Source organism: Belliella baltica DSM 15883, assembly GCF_000265405.1.
GTDB lineage: Bacteria > Bacteroidota > Bacteroidia > Cytophagales > Cyclobacteriaceae > Belliella > Belliella baltica.
This window is the reverse complement of the sequence record NC_018010.1, coordinates 1,646,276-1,668,174: the sequence shown is the minus strand read 5'-3', so window position 1 is coordinate 1,668,174 and position 21,899 is coordinate 1,646,276. Positions and strand designations below refer to the sequence as shown.

Annotated in this window: 18 protein-coding genes and 1 tRNA gene; 8 read left to right on the top strand and 11 right to left on the bottom strand. The window is 39.1% G+C overall.

All coding sequences use genetic code 11. From position 1 onward, the window contains the following. Positions 1 to 41 precede the first annotated feature (41 nt). From BELBA_RS07715 to istB, 3 genes are all read left to right on the top strand, one after another. Entirely contained in the window at positions 42 to 4,091 is a 4,050-nt protein-coding gene (locus tag BELBA_RS07715; RefSeq protein ID WP_014772167.1) for a hybrid sensor histidine kinase/response regulator transcription factor, read from the top strand. A gap of 464 nt (positions 4,092 to 4,555) precedes the next feature. Next, the gene (gene istA / locus BELBA_RS07705) at positions 4,556 to 6,112 is read left to right on the top strand and encodes an IS21 family transposase (RefSeq protein WP_014771937.1); all 1,557 of its coding nucleotides are present in this window, start codon (positions 4,556 to 4,558) and stop codon (positions 6,110 to 6,112) included. Positions 6,113 to 6,127: 15 nt separating this feature from the next. Continuing rightward, complete coding sequence (gene istB, locus BELBA_RS07700) at positions 6,128 to 6,871, top strand: IS21-like element helper ATPase IstB (protein ID WP_014770947.1); 744 nt, start codon at positions 6,128 to 6,130, stop codon at positions 6,869 to 6,871. Between the two features lie 44 nt (positions 6,872 to 6,915). Here istB and BELBA_RS07695 read toward each other — a convergent pair whose 3' ends face one another. The 3 genes from BELBA_RS07695 to BELBA_RS07685 all read right to left on the bottom strand — a co-directional run bounded on the left by BELBA_RS07695 (position 6,916) and on the right by BELBA_RS07685 (position 8,752). After that, the gene (locus BELBA_RS07695) at positions 6,916 to 7,227 is read right to left on the bottom strand and encodes a hypothetical protein (protein WP_014772166.1); all 312 of its coding nucleotides are present in this window, start codon (positions 7,225 to 7,227) and stop codon (positions 6,916 to 6,918) included. A 137-nt stretch (positions 7,228 to 7,364) separates the two neighbouring features. Continuing rightward, positions 7,365 to 8,507, bottom strand: a complete 1,143-nt coding sequence (locus BELBA_RS07690; RefSeq protein WP_014772165.1) for a DUF4221 family protein — start codon at positions 8,505 to 8,507, stop codon at positions 7,365 to 7,367. A 59-nt stretch (positions 8,508 to 8,566) separates the two neighbouring features. Beyond that, complete coding sequence (locus BELBA_RS07685) at positions 8,567 to 8,752, bottom strand: hypothetical protein (protein WP_041779280.1); 186 nt, start codon at positions 8,750 to 8,752, stop codon at positions 8,567 to 8,569. 366 nt (positions 8,753 to 9,118) lie between these two features. Between BELBA_RS07685 and BELBA_RS20120 the strand changes: the two genes are divergently transcribed. Next, positions 9,119 to 9,742, top strand: a complete 624-nt coding sequence (locus BELBA_RS20120) for a DUF6444 domain-containing protein (RefSeq protein WP_157466069.1) — start codon at positions 9,119 to 9,121, stop codon at positions 9,740 to 9,742. Then, positions 9,631 to 10,560, top strand: coding sequence for an IS66 family transposase (gene tnpC / locus BELBA_RS20115; RefSeq protein ID WP_342626407.1), 930 nt, complete (start codon positions 9,631 to 9,633; stop codon positions 10,558 to 10,560). The genes BELBA_RS20120 and tnpC (BELBA_RS20115) overlap by 112 nt, the downstream gene beginning before the upstream one ends. Positions 10,561 to 10,575: 15 nt before the next feature. On the opposite strand, the gene BELBA_RS07670 is transcribed toward tnpC (BELBA_RS20115), so the two are convergent. Continuing rightward, positions 10,576 to 11,010 (bottom strand): hypothetical protein, encoded by a 435-nt coding sequence (locus BELBA_RS07670; RefSeq protein WP_014772164.1) that lies wholly within the window; start codon positions 11,008 to 11,010, stop codon positions 10,576 to 10,578. Between the two features lie 118 nt (positions 11,011 to 11,128). Between BELBA_RS07670 and tnpC (BELBA_RS07665) the strand changes: the two genes are divergently transcribed. Next, positions 11,129 to 12,571, top strand: coding sequence for an IS66 family transposase (gene tnpC / locus BELBA_RS07665; protein WP_245531063.1), 1,443 nt, complete (start codon positions 11,129 to 11,131; stop codon positions 12,569 to 12,571). Positions 12,572 to 12,585: 14 nt separating this feature from the next. Here tnpC (BELBA_RS07665) and BELBA_RS07660 read toward each other — a convergent pair whose 3' ends face one another. From BELBA_RS07660 to BELBA_RS07630, 6 genes are all read right to left on the bottom strand, one after another. After that, positions 12,586 to 13,110, bottom strand: coding sequence for a RidA family protein (locus BELBA_RS07660; RefSeq protein ID WP_014772163.1), 525 nt, complete (start codon positions 13,108 to 13,110; stop codon positions 12,586 to 12,588). A gap of 42 nt (positions 13,111 to 13,152) precedes the next feature. Next, positions 13,153 to 14,361: a glycoside hydrolase family 57 protein gene (locus BELBA_RS07655; protein ID WP_014772162.1), complete on the bottom strand. Its 1,209-nt coding sequence runs from the start codon at positions 14,359 to 14,361 to the stop codon at positions 13,153 to 13,155. 2 nt (positions 14,362 to 14,363) lie between these two features. Then, positions 14,364 to 15,644: a glycosyltransferase family 4 protein gene (locus BELBA_RS07650; RefSeq protein ID WP_014772161.1), complete on the bottom strand. Its 1,281-nt coding sequence runs from the start codon at positions 15,642 to 15,644 to the stop codon at positions 14,364 to 14,366. A gap of 9 nt (positions 15,645 to 15,653) precedes the next feature. After that, positions 15,654 to 17,570: an amylo-alpha-1,6-glucosidase gene (locus tag BELBA_RS07645; protein WP_014772160.1), complete on the bottom strand. Its 1,917-nt coding sequence runs from the start codon at positions 17,568 to 17,570 to the stop codon at positions 15,654 to 15,656. 361 nt (positions 17,571 to 17,931) lie between these two features. Next, a tRNA-His gene (locus BELBA_RS07635) sits at positions 17,932 to 18,007 on the bottom strand. Between the two features lie 81 nt (positions 18,008 to 18,088). Then, positions 18,089 to 19,429: a dihydroorotase gene (locus tag BELBA_RS07630; protein WP_014772159.1), complete on the bottom strand. Its 1,341-nt coding sequence runs from the start codon at positions 19,427 to 19,429 to the stop codon at positions 18,089 to 18,091. A 137-nt stretch (positions 19,430 to 19,566) separates the two neighbouring features. Between BELBA_RS07630 and BELBA_RS07625 the strand changes: the two genes are divergently transcribed. Together BELBA_RS07625 and BELBA_RS20325 are read left to right on the top strand one after the other, a co-directional pair. Then, the gene (locus tag BELBA_RS07625) at positions 19,567 to 20,931 is read left to right on the top strand and encodes a DEAD/DEAH box helicase (RefSeq protein WP_014772158.1); all 1,365 of its coding nucleotides are present in this window, start codon (positions 19,567 to 19,569) and stop codon (positions 20,929 to 20,931) included. After that, positions 20,910 to 21,032, top strand: coding sequence for a hypothetical protein (locus tag BELBA_RS20325; protein ID WP_014772157.1), 123 nt, complete (start codon positions 20,910 to 20,912; stop codon positions 21,030 to 21,032). The genes BELBA_RS07625 and BELBA_RS20325 overlap by 22 nt, the downstream gene beginning before the upstream one ends. Positions 21,033 to 21,277: 245 nt before the next feature. Here the strand turns inward: BELBA_RS20325 and BELBA_RS07620 are convergent, their stop codons facing one another. Further along, entirely contained in the window at positions 21,278 to 21,865 is a 588-nt protein-coding gene (locus BELBA_RS07620) for a hypothetical protein (RefSeq protein WP_014772156.1), read from the bottom strand. Positions 21,866 to 21,899 lie beyond the last annotated feature (34 nt).

The window sequence follows — 21,899 nt, the reverse complement described above, 5'->3', positions numbered from 1 at the left end:
AAAAACCTGTGTTTAGTTTATAAACCTTGCCAAAACCCAAAATGATTTACAGGTTCTTCGTGTTTTTATTTAGTACCTTTCTACTTCTTTTCTGGTCAGCCAATGCCCAAAAGAATCCCTATTTTTTCACTTTAACAACTCAGGACGGATTACCTTCCAACACCATCAGTGCGATTACCCAGGATAAAAATGATTTTATTTGGGTAGGTACTGCCAACGGGGTCTCCAGGTATGATGGCAACAGTTTTCAGAACTTCAAAAAAGAGGTGTTCCCACTATTGGCAGCCAATGAAATAAGTGCTCTGGAAGCTGTTGGAGATGAAATTTGGATAGGTACCTGGAAAGGTCTTTCGAAGATCAATATTTACAATTTTGAGGTAATTCCCGTTGAGCTGGGCGCTTCCATTGCCGTAAGAACAATTTATTTGGATCCTGAGGGTACAGTCTGGGTAGGCACCCCTGCGGGGCTTTTCTACTTTAAGGAAGGAAAAACAGGAAAACTGGACAGGGAAAACAGTGGGTTAAGCCATAACATGATCAGATCAGTTTTTATGGACCGTTTTGACAACCTTTGGGTGGGTACATATGACAAGTTGAATAAACTAAGTCCGGGCAGCGAAAAGTTTGAGCAGTTCGAATTAAAAGAAAATTACAAGCCTTCTCTCCAAAATAACCTGATCATGGACATACAGCCCGACAACTACAACCCAGAGTGGTTATGGCTCGGAACTGAAACCGGTCTGGTACACTTTCATATTCATACCGGAGAAAAGAAAACCTATAACGAAGCAAACACAGCTTTAAGCAATGAGGTAATAAAAAGTATTTATACTTCTACCGATGGCAGCCTTGCTTTGGGGACTGATTTCGGGATAAACATTCTGAACCCCGAAAATGGTGACATCAAGCAGCTTTTCAACCATCCAGAACTGGCCTACTCAGTAGGCAGCAATGTCAATTGGCAAATTTTTGAGGATTCTGGCGGGGTGGTTTGGTTTGTGACTTCCAACGGTTTAAGTTTCACTAACAAAAACAACAGTTTTTACAGCTTTCATGAGATCAACCATAGGCAAAATAACCAAAAAATCGGAAGCCAGGTAAAGTCTATCCTGCATACCAAAAACGGAGATACTTGGTTGGCGACTCTTAATGGAGTAATACGAATAAGTCCTGATGGTAAGGAAGAAGTTTTTGATATCCACTCCGGAATGGGGAAGCAACTCCTTCTTAACAATGTGTATGCATTAGAGGAAGATGATCTGGGAAGAATCTGGATAGGAACAGCTGGGGGGATCAATATCTGGGATCCGAAAATCTTAAAAATGCATTCGATAAGTTCTGGTAACCAAAATGGACTTGACAGCAATTACATCGCAAAATTTATAAAAGCGAGTGATGGGACTTTCTGGGTAAGTGCATGGGAAGGCGGTTTATATAAAGTATCAGGCAAATTGAATGATATCGAGAGTTTATATTTTGAAAAAGCCAGTGAGGTAGGTTCTGAAAAGGTAGCTACAGGGGCCAATGCCCTATGGGCTGTCAACTATGATGAATTGTTTAGGATCGATTTACAGACACACAGAAACAGTAGTGTCAGTATTTTTAACGAAGTGTCAAACAGAAGAAGCCTAAATGCCATTTACTTTTCCAAAAAAGGAGTTTTGTGGGCTGCTACTACCAATGGACTTATAGAGTACCAACCACAGAATGACAAAGCTGTTTACCATCCTATACAGATGGGTACAGATTTTCTTTTTAACAGTATCACTGAGGACAATCAGGGAAATATTTGGGGTGCCGCATCAGGGCTTTTGATTAAGTTCAAGCCTGGATTGGATGCCTATGAACTATTTCCTTTGGATAGTGGACTGCCTATCAAAAGTTTCTTTGAAGGCTGCTTATCCAAGGATAAAGAAGGAAGGCTATTTTTTGGAGGGGACAACGGTTTTATAAGGCTAGCCACTGATGCAGAAGCCAGCAGCTTCAAGCCAAAACTGTTTTTCTCCAATCTAAGAATCAATAATGAAAGGATTCTTCCCGGAAAAAATACGGATTCGGGCCTTGAACTGCCCATGGATATTGCATTCATGAAAAAGCTCAGTCTGAATTATGCCCAAAGGTCATTTGCAATTGATTTTTCTGCTCTGCATTATTGGCAACCGAAAAGGAATATCTATGCCTACAAGCTTGAAGGATTTGATGAAGATTGGTCATATGCTTCAGGCTCCACAAATACAGCTGTCTATTCCAAACTTCCTTCAGGGAAATATATCTTAAAGCTCAAAGGGAGCAACAATCATGGTATTTGGTCAGATGAAATCCATACTTTGGACATAGAAGTCAAGCCACCACTTTTTTTAAGCACCCCTTTCATTGTCATTTATATTTTTCTTGTCCTGGCATTGTTGGCCTTCGCTTTCAGGTTTTACACTTTGCGCATACACTTCAAAAATGAAGTCAACCTTGCCAAAATTGAGAAGCAGCACAGTGAGGAAATCGCAAAAACCAAACAACAGTTTTTCACCAACATTTCCCATGAACTCAGGACGCCTATCAGTCTGATCCTTCCCCCTATCCAACAGGCCCTTAGCTCAAAAGAACTTGACCTAAAATCCAAGGAACTCCTTAGATTGGCTGAAAAAAACTCCAATAGGTTATTAAGGGTTGTCAATCAGATTCTTGATTTCAGAAAACTTGAGCAGGATAGTCTCGAGCTGAAAGTACGGGTTTTTGACCTTGTCAGCTTTAGTAGGGAAGTGTGTGAGCTGTTTAAAGACAAAGCTGCAAGAAAAAATATCAATTTCCGGTTTAATTCAGAAATAGAATCCTGTGAAATATGGGCAGACAGTGAGAAGCTTGAGACGGTACTTTACAACCTGCTGTCCAATGCATTCAAATTCACCCCAGATCAGGGGACTGTTGAGTTAAGTATTAGAAAACACCCTGATAAAAATCACTATAAGAACGGTGCAGTAGATATCCAGGTCCATGATACAGGTATAGGAATAGAGCCTCAAGAGATACCAAAGGTTTTTGACCGCTTCTATCAGGGCAGCAGGGGCAGACAGGTTGATTCAGGTTCGGGCATTGGACTTTCTATGGTGAAGGAATATACAAAACTTCACTTTGGAGAAGTCAATGTGGAGAGCCAGCCAGGTGAAGGGTCTTATTTTACAGTCACCTTGCCATTGGGCAATGTACATTTCCCTGTTGAGGTTGAGCAAAAAGACGAAACCATAAATCTTTTGGTGAGTAAGGACGCTGACAACTTTGAGGAATACGAATATGATTTTGACACTTCCAAGCCTGTGATCTTGGTAGTGGAAGATTATCCCGATATGGTTGATTATCTCCTTTTACATTTAAGGGAAAGTTATCACATTGTGGTGGCACAGAATGGACAGGAAGCATTGGATAAAACCAGAAACTTTACTCCTGAAGTGATTATCAGCGATATTATGATGCCCGTTATGGACGGGTTGACCTTGTGTAAAAAGGTAAAACAAAATCCAAAAACAAGTCATATCGGTGTCATACTCCTTTCCGCAAAAAGTCTTACCTCACAAAAAGTGGAAGGGCTGAGAACAGGTGCAGATGCCTACATAACAAAGCCCTTTGACCTGGAATTGTTAAAAGCAAACATTGAGCAGCTTATCAAAAGAAAAGATGTTTTACTAAACTATTTCAAAGCCGAGATCATAACGCAACCAGAATTCAAAGAAGAAGGTGAAAACATAGATGATAAGTTTGTGAAAAAAGTTGTAGGCATAATAGAAGCCAATATTTCTAACCCTGAGTTTACCGTAGAGCTACTAAGCGAGGAAATAGGCATGAGCACTGCACATCTCTATAGAAAACTTAAGGCATTGACCCATTATTCAGCAAAAGAAATCATCCGGAAATACAGATTGAAAAAGGCCTCCATTCTTTTAAGAAATAAAGAAGGAAATATTTCCGAAATCATGTATGAAGTTGGTTTTTCTAACCTTTCCTATTTCGCAAAATGCTTTAAAAAGGAGTATGGTGTTTCTCCTAGGGATTATCAACAAAACCCACAAAATGAGCAAACAAAAACGCTTGACAGAATTTAAGTGAAACAGAAAAATTTATATTTTGGATACAGTTGATTTTTTTCATGAAGAGCGATTTATGTTCTCCGTTCATTCAGCAAAATAATTGGAACACAGATCAATCGCGTACAACTAAACCACCTCATTTTCAGAGGATTCAAAATTTTTTCATAACTTTAAGTATCACCAAATCAACCCACATCATGACTGAATCACTCAAATCAAATCAGTCCAATCAATTGATCTTTTTAGGGCTGTTACTCTTCCTTCTAGGACTTATTTCCGGGCTTTTTGTTCACAATATGACCAATCTGCAAAAAATGATGAAGTTGACCCCCTTCTGACGATTTAAATTGACCCCCAGCTGGTGATTCAAATTGACCCCCGGCTGGTGATGTAAATTGACCCCCGTCAAAAGTTATTTTTCTGGAATGGAATAAGAGGCTTTTAAGTCCTGTTAGGAGTGCAAACAATTAAGCATTCCCATGGCCAATCGCACTCTTACCATGAACAAGATCAAACAAATTTTACGAGGCCATTTTGAAGGCCATGGCTCCAAGCAGCTCAGCAAATTGACGGGAGTCTCCCGCAATACTGTCAAGTCCTATCTTAAAAGATTTCAACAAACAGGCCTTTCCTTTGAAGAGGTTAATCAGCTTTCCGATGAAGGTTTAGCTGAATTAATATTAGGTCCACCAGCCCCTGTGCAGCAAAGTGACAGGCTGGAAGTATTACTTCCTTTATTGCCTGGGATCGTTAAGAAGTTGCGAATAAAAGGCATGACACGTCAGCGTCTCTGGGAAGAATACCGACAGAAGCATCCTGACGGTTTTCAGGCCAGCCAGTTCCGCAAACATATTCGGCAATACGTGGGTAAGCAGGGGCTAACGATGCATTTTGAGCACCTAGCCGGAGATAAAGTATTCATCGACTATGCGGGTAAAAAGCTCTATGTCACTGATCCCGATACAGGGGAGCATTTTCCTGTAGAGGTATTTGTGGCTACGCTGGGCTGTACTCAATACACTTATGTGGAAGCCACTTACACCCAGAAGAAACCCGACTTCATCGGAAGCTGCACAAGGATGCTGGAGTTCTTCGGCGGGGTTCCAAGGGTAATCGTGCCTGACAACCTCCGGTCTGCAGTTACCAAAGGCAGCAAATACTCTCCAGTCCTGAACGAGACCTTTGAAACCTTTGCTGAGCATTACAACACCACTATCATTCCGGCAAGACCGCGTCAGCCAAGAGAAAAGTCTCTGGTCGAAGGTGCTGTAAGACTGGTATATCAGCGGATTTATGTAGCTCTTCAGGGAAAGGTGTTTTTATCCTTAGAAAGCCTTAATGAAGCACTTGTTCCTTTGGTATCCAACTACAATGACTATGCACTCAGAGGTGAGGAAAGTCGCAGGGAACAGTTTGAGACACTTGAGCGGAACAGTCTGCTGGCACTTCCCGAACTTCCTTATCAGCTGATGAGTGTCAAAGTGTGCACTGTAATGAAAAACACCCACATATGTCTTGGGGAGGATAAACACTACTACAGTGTTCCCCATCAGTATATGGGAAAGAAAGTCAAAGTCCTTTTCAATGATGACCAGGTAGAGATCTTTTACAAGTATCATCCTATAGCCAAACACAAACGCGATAAAAGGAAGCATAAGTACACGACACTAAGGGATCATCTGGCCGGAAACCAGAAGTATGTATCCGATTGGAGTTATGAATTCTTTGTAAGTGAAGGCAATAAGATCAGCAAGGAGGTAGGGAAATTCCTATCCAGCCTGATGGAATCTATTCCCCATCCGGAGCAAGGTTATAGATCCTGCTCCGGAATCCTTCATCTTGCCCGTAAAGTGGGTTCACAGCGGATCACTGGAGCCTGCAAAAGAGCGTCAGAGTATGGTGTTTACACCTATCCTATGATTGAACAGATCCTTTCCAAAAATTTAGACGCAATCAGTTTTTCCGATGAACAGCTGGATGAGTCTTCCCAGATGCCCAAACACCACAACATCCGTGGCAACAGATACTTCAGTTAACAAACACCAATTCCAATGATACAAGAAACAATTGAAAAAATGAGAAAAATGAAGCTTTACGGCATGTCACGAAGCTTCAGTCATGCCACAGAATCCGGCTCTCTGTCATCCCTTACACCGGATGAACTGATTAGTCTGCTCGTGGAAAACGAATGGGATGACCGTCAAAACCGCAGGATGGATCGAAGCCTTCGTGGTGCACGTTTCCGATACAAAGCCACTGTCGAGGAACTGGATTTTCGTCCCGGGCGTGAACTGGACAAAAATCAACTATTGAGACTCGCAGACGGAGCATACATCCACAAAGGAGAAAACATTCTGATGACAGGAAGTACAGGCACAGGTAAGAGTTATCTTGCCTGTGCCTTGGGCAATCAGGCTTGTAGCAAGGGACACAAAGTCCTTTATGCGAATACGACTAAGTTGCTTACCCAACTGAAAATGGCTAAGGCTGATGGATCTTCTATCAAAGAGATGCTCAAACTCGAAAAACTTGATGTGTTGATACTCGATGACTTTGGGATACAACCCCTGGATGTTCAGAGCAGAATGTTGCTGATGGAGATTATAGAGGACCGACATGGTAAAAAGTCCACCATCATCACTTCGCAGTTACCGGTCAGTGCATGGTATGAAATAATCGGAGATCAAACTCTTGCAGATGCTATTTTGGATAGAATTGTGCACGATGCTCACCGGATAGAACTAAAGGGAGAATCCCTGAGAAGAAAACGTAATATTAATCCCGAAAAACAATAACTTTAACGCGATGTAAGTCCACTATTCCTGACCAAAAAAACTACTTAACTCCGGGGGGTCACTTTGCAGCGCTGATAGGGGGTCACTTTGACCGCTATATGCACCTTAAAGTAGCAAGAAGCATTAAATCCCGGACTTTTTGGATCGTCCGCGAGGCAGATGAGCTCATTGGTTCCTTTGCGCAAGATGATAAATTCTCCTTTTTCATCATATCCATAGACCATGGCACCAGCTTTCATTTCTTCTGGAGCAGCGAGCAAGGCTGTTTTGATTTGGATTTCTTTGCTTGGAATTTCTTGAGCTTTTGCCAGCGATAAACAAAGTATCAATACGATAAAAGTGATGTGGTATTTCATAGCTTCTCATAGTTTGGGGTTCTCTTAAAGTTAGGGAATAATCAGTGAAAAGGGAAATCTGGACTATGCATGATTATAACACAGTTTCGATTTAGTTTAGAGAAGCTTAATGTAAAATTAGAATATTAAAGATACTGTTATTGATCCAGTTTCAACTTAACATAGCTCATTTGATCATCGGTAAAGCTCGGACTATTCATATTATTAGTTGAGACATAAAGCCCTTCTTTACCAACAAGAAAATTATCTGAAGAGTGAACTTGAAATAAATCAAATATATGCTCTGAAAGAATATTCAAATCTGCATCAAGAACCATGATTCCTGTTTTTGGTCTTGATCTTTCCATTAATCTAAGTTCCTCTATTTCATACTGCTTTTCGATCGGATAAGGTGGGAGGAAAACTCTATAAAAAACATCTCTATATTTATCATATAAAAAAGTCTCATATTGACCTGACTCCAAGGTAGCGATTACTGATTTACTTTCGTTTTCAGGCATTTGATTCACCACATTGAAATTATCCACTTGACTTGACTTGACGGTTTTGACATTTACAACTTGATTTGTTTTGGTATCAAAAACCTGAATTTGATGATCGTAAAATGGAGAAATATAAATCAAATCACCACGCTTTGCCCAAGAAAAATAGGAAAGCTTTTTCCCTTCATCCCAATAAGTCGGACTATAAAAAACTTCATGCCAGGCCGCACCATCTTCCTCCAAACTCACACTGTAAACCAACTGCTGTTTTTGAACATCTTCCTTTGACATTCTATGATGATCCATTAGGAATGGCTGAGCACCATAAATTCTACCATTCGATTTGAAAAGTGGGATCATGCTCCCATTCCCGATATGTGAAACTCTATAATTAGATTCAGGTAATTTTTGTTCAAAGGTTAAATCACCTTTAAAATTTATCATTCCAAGTGAAGGAGGATAAAATGTCACAAAAATCGAATCTTCAGCAATCAGAGTTCCTCCTGTAAATCGCTTAGTTCTTTTCTCGCTCTCAAACTCTAATGGAATATTTAATTTCAATTTTCCAGATGGAAATTCTGAAATCTGCAGTTTGTTGATTACATGATTGTAAATCATTACATGTTCTCCAGAGTCTGAGTCGTAAATACTAATCATTCCTGGATTGGATAATGCGAAATCATTAACAGGGACAACAATCTCATCCAATTCCTTTAAAATAAATTTTCCATAATCTTGATCATTACATGAGAAAATGAAAATGAAAATTACCGGTATCAATTTTTTTTTTAAATACATATTTTTGTTTTTTAATTAATAAAGCCCACTTCAAAAATGATTGAAGTGGGCTAAAGAAATTATTCGCAAGGACAAATATGATCGAAATAAGCAACTTTACAACCATCTATTTCAGGTCTATCTGGTCTATCAATAAATTGACACCACTCATATTCATCATCCGGCACTTCTTCTTGACCTACCACAGGGTTCGAATAAAATGCAAAAACTCCAAGAATCGCCATTAATAATGTGTACTTTTTCATAATTCACTAAAGTAAAATAAATAAAAAACTTTGGCCAAAGTCAACTCTCGCCTAAGAGCTTTTGCAATATTATTATTATTATTATTATACGCAATAGTTAGTTTGATTTTTTTTATAAGATTCTAAAGTGGATCAGAGTTAATTAGTTTATCAGAAAAGTCACAAAAAAATCTTATATATTAATTATTACGTTTTGTTTCTAAAATTTGACTTTTCAAATTTAAATTTTCGTAACTACTCAGGTACATTATTTACTGACCGATATTCAAGTATTTGGAGTCTTGTTGCCCTCTGTGGTGTATTGATGCGTATTTGTATGTGAATGTACGAAAATCAGCTTTAAAGTTGGTTTATCCACATTTTTTTGTGGGGAAAAACAGCGTGGATTATTGGTATTCATGGGATTATGTGCTGATATTCAGGAAACATTTCTATAGTATATTGGACCACAGGGATACGCTTATTCAGGAACTGATCAAGATGAACCTCCAGCTTATGGAGCAGGTCAAGTCTTTAAAATCTAGGGTATCCGATTTGGAAAATGAGCTTGCCCGTTACCGTAATCCCAAAAACAGCCGCAACAGCTCGGTTCCCCCTTCAAAAGACGAGAACCGCCCCAAAAAAAATCAGAGTCTCCGTCAGGATACAGGGCGCAAAACCGGCGGTCAGCCTGGACACAAAGGCCATACCCTTGAAATGACATCCTCCCCGGACATAATAGAAAACCACATCCCTTTATTCTGTACCTGCTGTGGTGGTGATCTGTCGGCGGTTCCAGCAGAACTGTCCTCCAAAAGACAGGTCCTGGATCTTCCTGTGATTAAAGTGGTATGTACCGAGCATAGAATCTTTTCCAAAAACTGTTCCTGTGGAGAAAGATCAGTGGGTCATTCCCTGACAATATCAATGCCCCCATACAGTACGGGAGCGGTGTTGAAACCATTGTCGGTTATCTGCATGCCAGACAGTATGTTCCCTATAGAAGGATGAAAGAACTTCTCAGGGACTGCTTCGGTATTAATCTCAGCGAGGGGAGTATCGATAACATTATCGGTAGGTTTGCCCGCAAGTCTGCACCAATATATGCAAAGATAAAGACGGCAGTCTCTAAAAGTCCTGTGATAGGAGCTGACGAGACTGGGGCTAAAGTGGATGGAAACAAACAGTGGGTCTGGACTTATCAGACCGAGGAACTCACCCTGTTAGCTATATCTGAATCACGTGGACTTAAGGCGATGAATACACATTTTCCCGATGGGTTCGGAAAGGCAGTATTGTGCCACGATGCATGGAGGGCATACTTCAACTATTCGGAAAACCTGCACCAGCTCTGTTGTGCACATCTGCTTAGGGAGCTCAACTACATTGTTGAACGCTATAAATCTAAATGGGCTGACAGCCTTAGGGCCCTGTTCAGGGAAGCTATCTCACTGAAGAGAAAACTCAAAAAACTACCAGATCCAGAGAATAGCAGGAGTATTGCTTCCATTGAAGAGAAGATGGATAACCTACTCGCCCAACCTGTAGAGTCAAAACATAAAGAAGCAGTATCCCTACAAAAAAGACTCCTGAAATACAGAAAGTCACTTTTTACTTTTCTCTATCACCAAAAAGTACCACCGGATAACAATGCCTCTGAAAGAGCCATACGCAACATCAAGGTGAAACAAAAAATATCAGGACAGTTCAAATCCAACAATGGAGCTGAAAACTTCAGTGTTATAAGATCCGTCGTGGATACCCTGATCAAACGTTCGGGAAATATCTTAGAAAATCTAAATCATATAGCTAATTTACAACCTGAGTAGTTACATAACTTTTAATTAAAGGAAATCTTTGACTTCAAATGCATATTCGGTAATCGCTATATTATCAGGATTATTGGGGTCTGTTTGAATAAAATAGATCATGATTTTTTGATAATCTTCTATTTTTGAAAAGCCTTCTGCATAAAGTTCAGCACATTTTCTCGCTGTTCCTTCTTCATTGAGTCTCAGTGCTTCAGAATTTCCATTATAAAGCTTCAATTCAATGGTTCCGGCTGATTCACCATTTTCTGTTTTCTGCTGAACATTCACTTCAGTTCGTTGAAAAGCTCCTAAAGCAATTATTTCCTCAGAAGGCAAAAAGCCTTCTCCAATGAAACTATCTACACTCCATTTAAATACCTTAAATACATCCTCCACATCACAAGAAGACAGGGAAAAAACCAAGAAAAGGGCTAATAAAATAGAGTGTTTGTAACTACTCAGGTACATTATTTACTGACCGATATTCAAGTATTTGGAGTCTTGTTGCCCTCTGTGGTGTATTGATGCGTATTTGTATGTGAATGTACGAAAATCAGCTTTAAAGTTGGTTTATCCACATTTTTTTGTGGGGAAAAACAGCGTGGATTATTGGTATTCATGGGATTATGTGCTGATATTCAGGAAACATTTCTATAGTATATTGGACCACAGGGATACGCTTATTCAGGAACTGATCAAGATGAACCTCCAGCTTATGGAGCAGGTCAAGTCTTTAAAATCTAGGGTATCCGATTTGGAAAATGAGCTTGCCCGTTACCGTAATCCAAAAAACAGCCGCAACAGCTCGGTTCCCCCTTCAAAAGACGAGAACCGCCCCAAAAAAAATCAGAGTCTCCGTCAGGATACAGGGCGCAAAACCGGCGGTCAGCCTGGACACAAAGGCCATACCCTTGAAATGACATCCTCCCCGGACATAATAGAAAACCACATCCCTTTATTCTGTACCTGCTGTGGTGGTGATCTGTCGGCGGTTCCAGCAGAACTGTCCTCCAAAAGACAGGTCCTGGATCTTCCTGTGATTAAAGTGGTATGTACCGAGCATAGAATCTTTTCCAAAAACTGTTCCTGTGGAGAAAAGATCAGTGGGTCATTCCCTGACAATATCAATGCCCCCATACAGTACGGGAGCGGTGTTGAAACCATTGTCGGTTATCTGCATGCCAGACAGTATGTTCCCTATAGAAGGATGAAAGAACTTCTCAGGGACTGCTTCGGTATTAATCTCAGCGAGGGGAGTATCGATAACATTATCGGTAGGTTTGCCCGCAAGTCTGCACCAATATATGCAAAGATAAAGACGGCAGTCTCTAAAAGTCCTGTGATAGGAGCTGACGAGACTGGGGCTAAAGTGGATGGAAACAAACAGTGGGTCTGGACTTATCAGACCGAGGAACTCACCCTGTTAGCTATATCTGAATCACGTGGACTTAAGGCGATGAATACACATTTTCCCGATGGGTTCGGAAAGGCAGTATTGTGCCACGATGCATGGAGGGCATACTTCAACTATTCGGAAAACCTGCACCAGCTCTGTTGTGCACATCTGCTTAGGGAGCTCAACTACATTGTTGAACGCTATAAATCTAAATGGGCTGACAGCCTTAGGGCCCTGTTCAGGGAAGCTATCTCACTGAAGAGAAAACTCAAAAAACTACCAGATCCAGAGAATAGCAGGAGTATTGCTTCCATTGAAGAGAAGATGGATAACCTACTCGCCCAACCTGTAGAGTCAAAACATAAAGAAGCAGTATCCCTACAAAAAAGACTCCTGAAATACAGAAAGTCACTTTTTACTTTTCTCTATCACCAAAAAGTACCACCGGATAACAATGCCTCTGAAAGAGCCATACGCAACATCAAGGTGAAACAAAAAATATCAGGACAGTTCAAATCCAACAATGGAGCTGAAAACTTCTGTGTTATAAGATCCGTCGTGGATACCCTGATCAAACGTTCGGGAAATATCTTAGAAAATCTAAATCATATAGCTAATTTACAACCTGAGTAGTTACGAGTGTTTTTTCATTTGGCAGCTACGGCTTCAATTTCTATCAATAAATCAGGGTTAGCCAAAGCATAAACGGCTATGGTGCTTCTAGCCACTTTATTTGGATTTTCATCATTGTTGAAATACTCACCATACGCATCAAACCAAGCCTGCCAATCTACTTCACCTTCTTGATTTGGAGCTAAGTAAACTCGGAGAAAAAACACATCTTTCATCTCAAAATCAGCTTCTTTCAAGGTTGCTTTTATTTTTTCTAACGTGCTTATGCTTTGTTGATAAGTATTACCGTAGCGTTCGTAGGTACCTGCTTCTACATTGGGGTTGATAACATCAGCAACTAATCCGGAAGTATAAAAATATTCTTTATCAGAAGGAATATGCACCCCCTTCAAAATACTAGCATCTGGTCTATCAAATCTAGTGATCGTAGTTTCTAATTCTTCACTGCTCGTAACATCTGCTTTATCTTCGGTTTTTAAAACACAGGAATTTAAAGCCAATAATAAGACGAATAAAGAAAACAATCCCTTATTTTTCATATCATGTTTTTTTATTTTTCTAAGACCTTTAAACTGATTCTATCAAACTGTCTTTATTTCCTTGATTTTCTTTTCAACTCTAAGAATAAAATCGCTCAGAACATTCATATAGTTGATAAATGCATCATAAGGAGAATCATACGGGCTAAAGTAAGCGTGAATATCTCCATCAGAGAAAAACTTGGTGCACATATAATAGAAGTGATCTGAAGTTTGTAAATAAACCCAATCCCTCTGAATTTCAGCATCATCGATTTTCTTTACCTTATCTTCCAATTCATATAATTTCCCAAAAGCTTCATCTTGCAAATCATTACCCAACCAAGCTGTCAAATCTCGTTCTTCATCGGCCCAAGAAATCGGTGTTGGTACGTGAATTGGCGAAATCATCTTGGCATGCTTAAGAACTTCTGAAGGTGTAGAAAAACCAAAATCACTTCCATTAAACACAGCATTAGGCAAAGCCTTCATAAATTCAAATATCCCTGAGTCTGCCCACTGATGCTCTCCAAAAGTTTCATAATCCATAAAAAGATTGAGAGTTTCTTCTTCTTTTGGAATGTTATTGATCCACTTTACAAATTTATCAGTGGTCAAAGGGTAATCAGCCCAAGTTTTATTTGAAAACCTGAAAGCAATATCATCACTGAGTTGGAAGTTTTTCAAGAGAACTTTTAATTCAGGCTTGATTGAATTTTGATAAACATAGTTTGGACTTTTCCAACCTAATATATGCTTTGCTCCTTCAGTCAATATTCCCTCGTAACCCATTTCTGACACCGTTGCCCCAATAGTATCAGAATAAATCAACTCGGTGTTTCTAAATACCTTTGGCTCATATCCATCAAAATGTTTTTTTATTTTTTCCTTATGCTTTTTGACCATTCTGGTAAATTCATCCTTGCTTTTTAAAGCACATAGAGCATGTCCATCTGTTTCACTCAAAAGCTCTACATGCCCCGTAGCAACTAGTTTTTTGAAACTATCAAGCACATCTGGAGCATAAGCTTCAAATTGATCTAAACAAACGCCTGAGATTGAAAAACTTACTTTAAATGCACCATTATATTGATTGATCAAATCTAACAAAAGCGCATTCATAGGTAAATAGCATTTTTGAGCTACTTTACGCATGATACTTTTATTGCTATAATCATCCCAATAATAATGATCATCCCCTATGTCAAAAAAACGATAAGGCTTAATCCTTAAAGGTTGATGTACTTGAAAATAAAAACAAATCGTTCTCATAGCTATTCTTTAGTTATTTTTTCATAAACAGTGACTAATTTGGCAGCGACGTGTTCCCATTTCAAATTTTTCAATTCTTCGCTACCCAACTCTTTAAACATTTTAGAAATGCTGGGATAATGAAGTAGCGCAAAAACAGCATCTGCCATGGCATCAACATCCCAAAAATCAATTTTAACTGCATTTTGAAGCACTTCTGCTACCCCTGATTGTTTTGAAATAATCACAGGAGTATTGTGCCTCACCGCCTCTAGAGGTGCAATTCCAAATGGCTCAGAAACAGACGGCATCACATAAACATCTGACATGGCATACATGTCATCAACATCTTGACCTTTGAGGAATCCTGTAAAATGAAATCGCGTTCCCATTCCCAATTCAGCAACTCGGTCAATCATCCGATTGAGCAAATCCCCATTACCTGCCATCACAAATCGTACATTTGGGTCTCTGTCGATAACTTTCTTGGCAGCTTCTACAAAATACTCTGGTCCTTTTTGGAAAGTAATCCTACCTAAGAAAGTCACGATTTTTTCAGGAACCTTCTTCTTTACTTTAGACTCAATGATGCTTGCATCCAAAACGGCATTGTGAAGTACACTGACTTTATCTGGATGAACACCATATTTGTTAATTACAATATTCCTAGTCAAATGACTTACTGCTACTACATGGTCAGCAGCATGAAGCCCGGCATATTCAATATCAAAAACAGGCTTGTTTACTGATTCTCCAGAACGATCAAATTCAGTGGCGTGAATATGTGCTACAAGTGGCTTACCGCTCATGTGTTTGGCAGCAATCCCAGCAGGGTAGGCTAACCAATCATGGGCATGAATGACATCATGATCTTTTGATTTTGCTATTTGAGCTGCAACTAAGGCGTATCTAGAAACTTCCTTCATCAAGTCTTTCCCATATTTACCACTAAACTCAAACTTGTTGCTAAACACACTTTCATCTACATCAACTCTATCGTGCATAGCATAATCAGTGTATTTCTTAAATTCTTCTGGACTTAAATAAGGAACCAAGAAACTACCTACTTCTAAATAGGTGAGATTTTTCCAAATCTGCTTGAATTTCTTTTCTCTGTAATCGATGGTAACCCCACTGGCATTAACAAAATCTGCAAGTGGTTCTTCATCACCCCATAATTTTGGCACAACAAAAATTATATCTTGCTTATGATGCACAAGTCCCTTAACCAAGCCATAACAGGCAGTTCCAAGTCCTCCAGATATATGTGGTGGAAATTCCCACCCAAACATTAAAACCTTCATAAAATAGCGTTAAACTTTGTTCACTAGATACATCATTCTCAATAATTCACCAATACTCCAAGCTTGAGAAATAGCCCCTTTAGCACGATGTGGGGGATCCCCATCAAAAATCTCAGCAACAGTACCAACTCCATATTGGGTCATCACACTATCAAACCCTTTAATAATTTTTTCAATAAAATTCTTTCCTGACTTTCCATGAAGCTTCAGGTAAGCCTCTGAAAAATGACCTAAAAGCCATGCCCAGACTGTTCCATTATGATAAGCAATATCACGAGTATATTGGTTGCCAAAGTAATACCCTTTATACCCGGGGTCATCTGGAGATAAGGACCTCAACCCTCTTGGTGTAAGCAATTTAGATTTTACAATTTCCAAAACACTATCCATCTGACTTTCTTCTAAAGCACTATATGGCAATGAAGTAGCAATAACCATATTTGGTCTAATTGACCAATCTTTATACTCATTGTTAAAAAAGTCTGCCAAATAGCCTTTCTTTTCATCCCAAAACTCTTCAATAAAACTTGTTTTGACCTTCAATGCCAAATCTTCTATCTCCTTATCCCCAGTCAATTCATGATAAAAGGAAAGTGCATTGTACCAAAGTGCATTTATTTCTACTGGACAGCCGATTCTAGGAGTAACAGGTCCATCTGAGTTGACGGCATCCATCCAAGTAAGAGCAATACCTTCTTCACCACCGAACATTAGTCCATTTTCAAGCATGTGGATATTGTAGTCTGTTCCCGCCTTATAGCCTTCAATAATCCCTTTCATTTTTTCCAAATACTTCTTTTTGACAGTTTTCGAATCTCCAGTAAAGGCAATATATTGCTGCAGTGACCAAAAAAACCAAAGTGGAGCATCCATAGAGTTCATGTTTCGCATTACTCCACTACCTACATTGGGGAAAAGCGGTCCATGCAAATCAGCGACCATGGTATCCATAATTTCTAAAAAAGTATCTTTATCTCCATTTGGCAAGGTCAATCCAGGTGAGGCGATAAAGGTATCTCTTCCCCACCAACCAAACCAAGGATATCCAGCAATCACATGTGTTTTCCCTTCTCTTTTTTGAATAAACTGACCAGCAGAGTTTTTAAGACAATTTTCAAAATTACTTCTTGGGATTCTTCTTGCTAATTCTTTTTCAAAAGCACGTTGCCTAGTACTTGGATCAGCTTCTGTCAAACCTGCGGAAAATATTACAGATTCTCCTTTTTCAATGTCAAATTCAAAAAACCCTGGTACAAACAAATCTTCCTGGTAATCATAACCACGTTCTCTTTCTAGGATATACTCAATATTGTTGTACCAATTAGGGTTAGATTCAAAGTGGTTTTTCTTTGACAATTGTAAAAATAATGGTGAATAATTTGGATACAACTGGAAAATCGCACCATTTGGGGCCTTTTGAAAATCTTTGTTGATATCACCATTTTCTTTTGAAAGACTGTGATAACCTCGGAATGCTAAGAAAGGGCTGATTCTGATTTTGGTTGGTGAATGGGCATCCAAAAGAGTATATCTAATCATCACTCTATCTCGATTGGTGTCAAGAATCAGTTCTTTTTGCAAGACAACACCTCCCACACGATAGGTCAATTTTGGAATAGGCTCCGAATCAAAATCCTCCAAATATTTATGCCCACGAGGGGAATAATTTCCCGGATACTTATTGATACCTAAGTTAAAACTAGCTCCTCTTTGTATAACTGTTTCATGAACTGTAGAAAGCAAAACATGGAGCTGTGAGTCTATTTGTGGTTGAGGAGACACCAAAAGCCCGTGATATTTTCTTGTATTACATCCAATGATTGTTGTGCTGGTGTAAGAACCTCCTCTATTAGTTCTGATTATTTCGCGATCGAGAGAATAATTAAGATTTATTAGTTGGGTTTTGTCAAAATGGATATAACTCATTTGGTTAAAAGTTTGGAGATTTCCATAAAAATAGTTTATACTAATTGAAAGAAAAACTAATTAGACAAAAAATAAAGGTTATGTTTCCATAACCTTTAAATCTATGCTCAAATTAAGAGCTAACACTTTCTTTTTGGAGTTCTTCAAAAGTCTTAATTGACTCTTCAAACTTCTCAAAATATCGCTGAATGAATTTAACATTTAGCGGTTGCACCTTTGGGAATTTTGGTGAAGCTTTAAATAATGTAAACATTACAGTATAGTTGATTTGTTTTTTTACTTTTTTTAGACAAAATATATGCCATTTGAGTTCATTTTTATTCCTGAAAAATGAAAAAACCCCTCCATAGGAGGGGTCAAAGGGTGGAAGACCGGGTTCGAACCGGCGACCCCTGGATCCACAAACCAGTGCTCTAACCAGCTGAGCTACAACCACCATATAAATTACTTTTCAGATCATCTATCTGAACGGACTGCAAAAGTAGTATTTCGGATTTTTGTAAGCAAACAAAATCAATTTATTTTCTTGAAAATTTTATTCGCTCTCCTTTCTTTTCTTCATTGAATGTACCATTATCGTACGCCAAGTGACCCGAAACGATCGTATGCGTGATTTTTGACTTGAATGTATGGCCTTCAAAAGGTGACCAACCACATTTAGATAGTACATTTTCTCTATTTACTTCCCATGGACTATCTAAATCTACAATGACCAAATCCGCATGGTATCCTGGTCTGATATATCCCCTTTTTTCGATTTCAAATAAAATCGCAACATTATGACTCGTCTTTTGAGCTATCTCCTCAAGTCTAATCTTGCGGTCATGGTATAGATCCAATAAAGCGACTAAGCTGTGCTGTGCCAAAGGGCCTCCAGATGGAGCTTTGAGATACTTTTCGCTTTTCTCTTCCAATGTATGCGGCGCATGATCTGTCGCAATCACATCTATATTACCTTCCAGAACACCCTTTAATATCCCTGCTCTATCTTCAGCAGTTTTGATCGCTGGATTCCATTTGATAAAATTTCCCTTCTCTTGATAATCTTCCTCCGAAAACCAAAGGTGGTGAACACAAGCTTCTGCTGTGATCCTTTTTTCCTCTAGAGGTAATCGATTATCAAACAGCTCGACTTCCCGGGCTGTACTTATATGTAAAACATGCAATTTGGATCCATACTGTCTCGCTAAATCTACTACTCTTTTTGATGCATCGTAACAGGCCTCCTCTGTTCGAATTTTAGGATGATATTCAGTCGGGATATCTTCACCAAACTCTGCTTTGTACTTTTCTAGATTTTCTTTGATGATATTGTCATTTTCACTGTGTGTAGCGATCAAGAGTTTACATTCAGAAAAAATTCTTTTGAGACTTTCTTGATTATCGACCAGCATATTCCCGGTGGATGAACCTTGAAAAACCTTAATCCCACAAACATTTTCTGGATCTACTTTTAAAATTTCATCAATATTATCATTGGTTGCCCCTAAATAAAAAGAATAATTCGCCAAAGATTTTTCGGATGCGATTTTGTATTTGTCTTCAAGCAATTCTATCGTAGTAGCTTGAGGAACAGTATTGGGCATTTCCATATAAGTGGTGATCCCGCCTGCTACGGCAGATTTACTTTCTGTATAAATGTCAGCCTTATGCGTCAATCCTGGCTCTCTAAAATGAACTTGATCATCAATAAGGCCAGGAAAAATGTATTTTCCCTTTGCATCAATTTTGATATCCGCATCAAATTCTGACAGATCATTTCCAACATTATAAAATAAGCCATCTTGGATAAGAATATCTAGAGGGGTAATCTTGCCTTCATTTACTATATTTGCACCGGTGATCAAGATACTTTTCATGGAATTTTAATTTTGTATGAAAGGTTGTTCATATCTGTAATTGACATTGGGAGAAAATCAATTACAAAAATCAACCAGAAAAACTTTGTTTGAGTTTAATTTCTAATGTTTTCCCAATTCTTCAAAAATAATCAATCATGTCCGATAGCACTCCATCTTTTGAAAATTTTAAATTAAATAAACAGCTTTTAGAAGCAGTCAAAGAGGCAGGCTACACCAAACCTACCCCAATTCAGGAAAAAGCTATACCACTTGCTTTAGCTGGACATGATGTTTTAGGTATTGCGCAGACCGGAACAGGCAAGACCGCAGCCTATGTGCTACCGATTTTATTTAAAGCAAAATATGCTCAAGGACAACATCCGAGAGTTCTAATCCTTGCTCCAACACGTGAACTTTGCATGCAAATTGAGGAAGCTGTGATTGATTTTGGGAAATTCACAGACTTGAGATTTGTATGTCTTTATGGTGGACTTGGCCCTAAACCGCAAATCGAAAAATTAAAAGCAGGAGTTGATATTATCATTTCGACCCCAGGCAGATTTATGGATCTGTACAAAAAAGGTGAAATCTTCGTCCGTGAAATCAAAACCATGGTCATGGATGAAGCCGATAAGATGCTAGACATGGGATTCACCCCACAAATCAGAGCAATTCTAGAAGTGATCCCTACCAAAAGACAAAACCTTCTTTTCTCTGCCACTTTCAGTGAAAAAGTAGAACGACTTTCTACAGAATTTTTAGAATTTCCTGAAAGGGTAGAAATCTCAGCACAAGCGACAACAGCTGAGACCATTTATCAGATCAAGTATCTTGTCCCAAATATCAAAACCAAAACAAATCTCCTTGAACACATTCTAGCAGACGAAAATGTAAAACGAGTGATCGTTTTTACCAAATCGAGAAAAAATGCGGAATCTGTTTTTACATATTTAAGCAGGAAAAATCTTGGAGAAATCCGTGTGATTCACGCCAACAAAGGACAAAATACACGGATCAACTCCATGGAGGATTTTAAAGCGGGTGATGTAAGAATTCTGGTTGCAACAGACGTGGCGGCAAGAGGGCTTGACATCACCATGGTGAGTCATGTGATCAATTTTGATGTGCCTTTGATCTATGAAGATTATGTTCACCGAATTGGAAGAACAGGTCGCGCAGAGCAAGATGGTGCGGCCATTACTTTTGTCAATCCTGCGGAAATCTATCACTTCGAAAGGATAGAAGAAATCATCCGAATGACTGTTATGGAAGCCAACATTCCAGATGAAGTTTCCATTACTCCAACGCCATTTATAGAAAAACAAATCTATGATCGTGAGATTGATGGTCAGAAGCGGAAGGAAAACCCTGATTTCAAAGGGGGCTTTCACGAGAAAAAAGCGATCCCAAGACCCAACCCCAACAAGCCAAAAGAAAAACGTGGAAACAAAAACTCTAAGGCCAAACGCAACAGAAACCAAATGAAAACCCAAGGGAAATGGAAGAAGAAAGGGGGGTAGACGTTGGAAGATTGGGAAAGTTGGAAGATTGGAAGGTTGGAAAAGCTCGATTTTGGGAGAGGATAGAAGATTGGAAAAACTTGTCAGACGTGGCGGATTGAAAGATTGGAAAAACTTGCCCGCCATTGTTGATTAGAATTTTTTGGGAAGGTTGAAATGTTAGAAGATTCTGATGTTTTAAAGTTGGCTAACGCAAAATAATCTTTTTACTACAAAAAACGCCAAGGTTGCACAAAGAGCACAGTGATATTCCTTAGGGGAGTTAGACTTTGTGACCCTTGTGAATTCTTCGTAACCCTTGTGGTTAAAGATTTTTGACCAATCACTTAATCAACAAATAACTACCCTAATTCCTCGGTGGATTGATCATGATGTGGGCGCGGTGTGTTCCGGGATCCATGATCCATGGCATAGCTGGTCCAGAAGGGCGAAGTGGCAAACCTGTACTTTCTGAAGTTGCCCATGGGATATAGACCACATAGCGGAGATAAGAATCTTTGACTTCTCCAGTATTCCGATTGTAATCAGCATCTTCGGCTGTCAATACAAAAAGCGTCGCTCCATCCTTAGGCATTTTTAATTTTCCACTCTTTGCCTCTGCTTCTCTAATATCAAAAATTTCCTTAGTGTTTTTTCCTTCCTTTTTCAGCTGTCTACCTCTTTCCATAAAAATATCCAGTTCCTTAAAGTAGCAAGAAGCATTAAATCCCGGACTTTTTGGATCGTCCGCGAGGCAGATGAGCTCATTGGTTCCTTTGCGCAAGATGATAAATTCTCCTTTTTCATCATATCCATAGACCATGGCACCAGCTTTCATTTCTTCTGGAGCAGCGAGCAAGGCTGTTTTGATTTGGATTTCTTTGCTTGGAATTTCTTGAGCTTTTGCCAGCGATAAACAAAGTATCAATACGATAAAAGTGATGTGGTATTTCATAGCTTCTCATAGTTTGGGGTTCTCTTAAAGTTAG